At 36.2% G+C, this 6,152-nt stretch carries 6 protein-coding genes and 1 pseudogene; 3 read left to right on the top strand and 4 right to left on the bottom strand.

Features of this window, described 5'->3' with window-relative positions; genetic code table 11:
- Positions 1 to 215: 215 nt before the first annotated feature.
- From ACY65O_RS15425 to proS, 3 genes are read right to left on the bottom strand one after another with little or no spacing between them, the layout of a single operon-like run.
- On the bottom strand, positions 216 to 569 hold the full coding sequence (locus ACY65O_RS15425; protein WP_462221754.1) for a CCC motif membrane protein: 354 nt from the start codon (positions 567 to 569) through the stop codon (positions 216 to 218).
- Positions 570 to 579: 10 nt separating this feature from the next.
- Entirely contained in the window at positions 580 to 888 is a 309-nt protein-coding gene (locus ACY65O_RS15420) for a DUF2752 domain-containing protein (RefSeq protein WP_462221753.1), read from the bottom strand.
- A gap of 50 nt (positions 889 to 938) precedes the next feature.
- Positions 939 to 2,417 carry a proline--tRNA ligase gene (gene proS, locus ACY65O_RS15415; protein ID WP_462221752.1) on the bottom strand — a complete coding sequence of 493 codons (1,479 nt, stop codon included), beginning with the start codon at positions 2,415 to 2,417 and terminating at the stop codon, positions 939 to 941.
- A gap of 615 nt (positions 2,418 to 3,032) precedes the next feature.
- Between proS and ACY65O_RS15410 the strand changes: the two genes are divergently transcribed.
- The 3 genes from ACY65O_RS15410 to ACY65O_RS15400 all read left to right on the top strand — a co-directional run bounded on the left by ACY65O_RS15410 (position 3,033) and on the right by ACY65O_RS15400 (position 5,904).
- Entirely contained in the window at positions 3,033 to 3,731 is a 699-nt protein-coding gene (locus ACY65O_RS15410) for a hypothetical protein (RefSeq protein WP_462221751.1), read from the top strand.
- Between the two features lie 103 nt (positions 3,732 to 3,834).
- Entirely contained in the window at positions 3,835 to 5,394 is a 1,560-nt protein-coding gene (locus ACY65O_RS15405) for an OmpP1/FadL family transporter (protein WP_462221750.1), read from the top strand.
- A gap of 87 nt (positions 5,395 to 5,481) precedes the next feature.
- The gene (locus ACY65O_RS15400) at positions 5,482 to 5,904 is read left to right on the top strand and encodes a hypothetical protein (protein WP_462221749.1); all 423 of its coding nucleotides are present in this window, start codon (positions 5,482 to 5,484) and stop codon (positions 5,902 to 5,904) included.
- Here the strand turns inward: ACY65O_RS15400 and ACY65O_RS15395 are convergent.
- A pseudogene (locus tag ACY65O_RS15395) lies at positions 5,849 to 6,152 on the bottom strand (tRNA (adenosine(37)-N6)-dimethylallyltransferase MiaA); the annotation flags it as partial. The gene ACY65O_RS15400 and the pseudogene ACY65O_RS15395 overlap by 56 nt on opposite strands.

Genomic DNA, 6,152 nt, shown 5'->3' with positions numbered 1-6,152 from the left:
TGAATCAATTTGTAATTCGGAATTTAAAAGATTTTCGTTTGTTTCCATAAATAGTTTTTTTGGTTAAATGATAGAACGAATATGTAAAACTTTACTGACACCGCAAAAGAAATATGATCAATATAATTTACTAAGATCACTTACTTAAAATAACTTTTCAAAATAAGAACGGCTGCCCTAATTTTTTAAGACAGCCGTTAATAAATATTGCAAGATTATAATTTACCGCCATTACGCATTGCTTCCATAAACAAAGAGCCAAACATAACAAAGTAAATGATGATTAGTAAGAAGAAAATTGCACCCAAAATCAATCCTATTATTGAGCAAATCCTTCCTGCATTAGAAGTACTGTAACTGGATGATGCGTACATTTCCGGACTTGCCTGATATAATTTTTTGTCCTTATTGGCCAATATCAGCCCTATAATACCGCAAATAACACCCACTATACCATAACAAAAGGCACCTACAATTGCAATAATTCCTAACACTAGTGATGCAGTAGCATTGGGTAAATTAGAAGGCTGATTGTAATTTGGGGTAATAAGGTTTTGTTGTTCATTCATAATAGTTGTTTTAGAACGTAAATTTATAAAAGTAAGAAACTAAGATAATAATAAATATTGAAGCGATCCAGATTTTTGTAATTTTAAAAGAATTGAATGTGCTAAATTTATCATCCAGCATTAAGAAAATAAAAAAAAATATTACCGGTATTAAAGCTGGATAAAATTTAAGACTTTGTAAAATGTCGCCCCTTAATAATGCTATACAACTTCTCTGCATACCACATCCCGGGCAATCAAAATGAAAAGCAGTTTTAAACAAGCAGGGTAACTGATGTTCTTCAAGCCAGCCAATAATATTTAAAAGAATTAATAACATTTAAAGAAAGATACTCTAATCCAAATTCCCAATTACAAATTTCCAATTCCCTAATAAGCTCTTGCAAACAAAACCCTCTCCTTACTTGGTTTACCTGTTATAATACAAACTCCATCCTCTTGTTTATTATTTAAAGGAATACAGCGTATAGTGGCTTTAGTTTGTTCTTTAATTTTATCTTCTGTTTCGCCGGTGCCATCCCAATGCGCTGAGATAAAACCACCTTTTTCATCTAATAATTTTACAAATTCATCCCAGCTATTGGCATCAGTAATTCTTTCTGTTCTAAATGCCAGTGCCTTGTTGTACATGTTCTGCTGAATATCATCCAGCAATTGTACAATTGCTGGTGCAAGTCCATCAATGCTAAGGGTATTTTTTTCTTTGGTATCCCGCCTTGCCACTTCTACCACATTGTTTTCAATATCCCGTAAGCCCAAAGCAATTCTTACGGGCACGCCTTTCAGTTCGTACTCAGCAAATTTCCATCCGGGGCGGCTGTTATCGTTGTTATCGTATTTAACAGAAACTCCTAAAGCTTTTAATTGCTTAACAATTTCAGTGGCTTTGCCATCAATAGCAGGTTTGCTTTCTTCACCTTTATACACAGGAACAATCACTACTTGTATGGGTGCAATTTTTGGTGGCATTATCAGTCCCTGGTCGTCGCTGTGCGCCATAATTAATGCACCAATTAATCTTGTAGATACACCCCACGATGTGGCCCACACGTAATCTAAAGTATTATTTTTATCGCTGAATTTTACATCAAATGCTTTGGCAAAATTTTGTCCTAAAAAGTGCGAAGTGCCCGCCTGCAATGCTTTTCCATCCTGCATCAAAGCTTCAATGCAATAAGTATCTTCAGCACCGGCAAAACGTTCGTTAGCAGTTTTTACCCCTTTAATAATCGGTACGGCCATATATTCTTCTACAAATGTTGCATATACATCCAGCATTTTTCTGGTTTCTTCTATTGCTTCTTCTTTAGTAGCATGTGCAGTGTGACCTTCCTGCCATAAAAATTCGGCAGTGCGTAAAAATAATCTTGTACGCATTTCCCAACGCACCACGTTGGCCCATTGATTTATCAGTAAAGGAAGATCACGGTACGATTGTATCCAGCCTTTATAAGTGTTCCAGATGATGGCTTCGCTGGTGGGGCGAATAATTAATTCTTCTTCCAGCTTTGCCTCAGGATCCACCATTAATTTACCGGGATTAGCAGGGTCGTTCTTTAAACGGTAGTGCGTTACAATAGCACATTCTTTTGCAAAGCCTTCAGCATTTTTTTCTTCTGCCTCAAATAAACTTTTAGGAACAAATAACGGGAAGTACGCATTCTCATGCCCCGTATCTTTAAACATTTTGTCTAATTGTTTTTGCATGTTTTCCCATAATGCAAAACCGTAAGGTTTTATAACCATACAGCCACGTACAGCCGAATGATCGGCCAGCCCGCCTTTAATTACCAGGTCGTTGTACCATTGCGAATAATCTGCTGCTCTTGTTGTTAGTTCTTTTGCCATACCCCTATTCCGCCAGCTGGCGGAGAATTGATTGTGTTTTGTTAATAATTATGTTTCCAGCATTTGTTTCTTTGGTCATCATCGTTGTGTCACTCACTTGTACGGCATAAAATTGGGCAGCTTTGTTCATTTTTTATTTTGACCTCACCCCTAACCCCTCTCCAAAAGAGAGGGAACTGGAATTGGGAGTTTTATAATTTTATACTCTTAACTTAACCACATTGCCCTTTAGGATTAAATACATATTTATTTTTTACTTCTTTTTATTTTAAGCCAGAAAGGCTGCTATTACTATTGAAAAGATAAAAATTTAATACAAACCCCAAAGGGTTGACATTAGAAAAATCCGCTTCATTCTACGCTCCAATAACACTTCGACTTCGCTCAGTGCTCAATAAAGATTTCTTTGTACAAGTGAGTGACACAACAATGTTGGGCTAAATTCTTCAGCTTGTTACAAAATATTGACTTTCAAAACCATTTAGCACATCTTTAACAACAAAGTATTAAACTTAAGCGTCTTATGGCAAATGTTTTGATACTTTTATATATAAGTGCTTTTAAAACTTGCACAAAAGTAGTAACTTCAATTTTAAATCTATAAAACTAAACGCCATGAATGCTAAAATTTTACTTATCGCCTTATCTGCAGCAGCTTTTAGCAGTTGCAGCACCGCTTACAAAAGTGGGCAAACACCCGATGATGTTTATTATAGCCCGGTTAGAGTGGTTGATGAAAGCCGCAACGATAATAAAAGAGACGAAGTAAGGCGCACCGAAACCACCGCCGACGATGCCAGGATAAGAATGCAAATACGTGATTACAGGTGGAGGGATTTAAATAATGAATACGATTACAGCTATAATAACAGCCCTTACAATTATTGCACCTGTACCTGCAACAGTTATGGTTACTATTATAATCCTTATTATTATTCAAGGCCGGTTTACAGCACTAAATACATTGCAGCTGCACCAATAAACAGCACACCAAGAACAGTAAACTTAAACACTTATAAAAATTACAGCACTGCGGTAACTACCAACCAAAAAACCGGAGCCGTTACAACCTGGAGCAAACCAACAAGGCAGTATAACAACAACAACGGCGGCAGCAGGGTTGGCAACATCATAAGAGAAGTGCTTACACCAAGCTCTACTCCCACTAACAACAACAATACCAATTCATCTTCAAATAATAATACAAGAACGTATTCACCTTCAACCAACAACAGCACGCCAAGCAGCAGCGGTTCTTCATCTGGTGGCAGCAGTTCAGGCGGCAGTGTTTCAAGGCCCGGCCGTGGTGGATAAGCCCCTATCCCCTGAAGGGGAATATGAATAAGATTGTTTCTTAAAAAAGTATTTATTACCTGATTTTCCAAATAAAATTATTGGACTGTAAAACTTATATGCCATGAAAAAATATTTACTCTTAATAAATTGTATTATTTGCACTGCGGCTTTTGCCCAAACACCCGAAGATGCTTTACGATATTCTTTTTATCCTCAAAATGGCACGGCACGTAATTTAGCTATTGGTGGTGCGATGGGCAGTTTAGGCGGTGATATAAACGCCACTTATGTAAACCCGGCTGGCCTCGGCTTTTATAAAACCGGAGAATTTGTTTTAACCCCTGCATTTTTATTTAACAGTAATAAAGCAAATTTTAGAGGCACCTCTAATAAAAACAAAAGCAACAACTTTGGCTTTGGTACCAGCGGATGGGTTTGGGGTTTTGGTAACCGTTATAAACCAAAAATAAGCAACGCTATTAGTTTAGCAGTAACACAAACTGCAAATTTTAACAATACAACTCAATACAAAGGATTAAATAATTTCAGTTCGTTTAGTGAGCAATTTGCTGAGGAGTTTGCAAAAAGTGGCTATTCTATTAACCAGGTATTAAATGTAAATTCGCCTTTGCCTTATGGAGCTGCAGTTGCTTTAAATACTTATTTGATAGATACTTTTTCTTTTGTTAACAGCAACGGTAAAAGAGATACAATTGTAAAAGCCGCACCTGAATTTATTTTAGATGCAGGCCAGGCAATACGCCAGGAAATGAACCGCACAACAAAAGGCGGCATTACAGAAGTAGCTTTTGCTTTTGCCCATAATTATGAAGACAAATGGTTTTTAGGTGCCACAATTGGTATTCCTATAATAAATTATAACAGCATTACAAGTTTTAAAGAGTTTGATACTTCAAATAATTCAACCAATCATTTTAAGCAATTTGAATATAAAGATGATTTTACAACAAAAGGTATTGGAGCAAACCTTAAGCTTGGAGTTATATACAGGCCACAAGATTATATCCGTTTGGGATTAGCCATTCATACACCTACTTTTATGAGTTTAAAAGATACACGTACTACAGCTTTATCTACCCAGTTAGAAAACCCTGTGGCTAACTTTTCAGAAAAATCTACCACTTTTACCAATAACCAGCCCGGCGAAAGTAAATACACACAAACCACTCCCTTTAAAGCTATTTTAAGTGCCTCTTATGTTTTTAGAGAAGTATCTAACGTAAAAAAGCAAAGGGCTTTTATTACTGCAGATGTGGAGTATGTTAATCATAATGGCAGCAGGTTTGGCAGCAATAATGAAACACCTACTGAGCAGGAAAAGGCATATTACAAACAATTAGGAGAAGTTATTAAAAATGAATACAAAGGCAGTTTTAATTTTAAAGTGGGTGGCGAACTGAAGTTTAATACTCTTATGGGCAGATTAGGTTTTGCTTATTATGGAAACCCCTACAAAGATGCTCCCGAAAAAGTAAACAGGATGTTACTGAGTGGTGGATTGGGTTATCGGAATAAAGGAATGTTTATTGACCTTACCTATGTACATGCCATTGCAAAAAATTTAGACATACCTTACCGGTTAGAGGACAGGGCCAACACTTATGCCAGCCTAAAACAACAGCGGGGTAATGTTGTTGCAACGGTTGGATTTAAATTTTAAGTCTATTTTATATTAAGAAAATATTTTATCATCAGTTGTAACTTTTTCTAAAGTATAACGTATTTTTATAGTACTAAACTGCCAGTCATGAAAAAAGTTACCATTTTATTTTCTGTTTTCATTGCATCCTGCTTATCATTAAGAGCAGAAGAATTATTGCTGCAACAATATGCTGCTAAATATAAATTTCCACAGGGAAGCGCCATGAGTGAAGTAAATGTTGTTTTTGAGAACGGTGTACTGCAATTAAATTCCTCAATGGGTAATTCCTCATTAGAAAAAACTGCAGATGATAAATTTTATATGCCTTCCAACAGCGGCACCATTTCTTTTATAAGAAACGACGCAAAGAAAATTACAGGGATAAAATTTGATGTGCAGAATATTTCATTAGATGGCATCAAAGAAGAAAAAGAAATTAGCGGTACTGTTGAGCCTGTGCCGATGTATAAATCTACCTTCCCGATAAAAAATCTTCCTGCAATGCTGACAGGGCAAGGTGGGGACTAACCCACTTAAATTCTAAATCTTTTTTAAACCAGGTCATTTGGCGTTTGGCATACTGGCGGGTATTTATTTTTATTTGCTCTACTGCATTTTCAATAGTTGATCTTCCATCTAAGTAATCAAACAATTCTTTATAGCCCACCGTTTGCAATGCATTAAGGTTTTTATACTGCTGCAGTTCCTTTACTTCATCTAACAAGCCCTCTTCCATCATAGCATCTACACGTTGATTAATATTTTTTATAAGTTGC

The sequence above is a fragment of the Ferruginibacter sp. genome (assembly GCF_031430955.1).
Lineage (GTDB): Bacteria > Bacteroidota > Bacteroidia > Chitinophagales > Chitinophagaceae > Ferruginibacter.
Note: the sequence above shows the minus strand (reverse complement) of the source record. Positions and strands in the feature narration are given on the sequence as shown.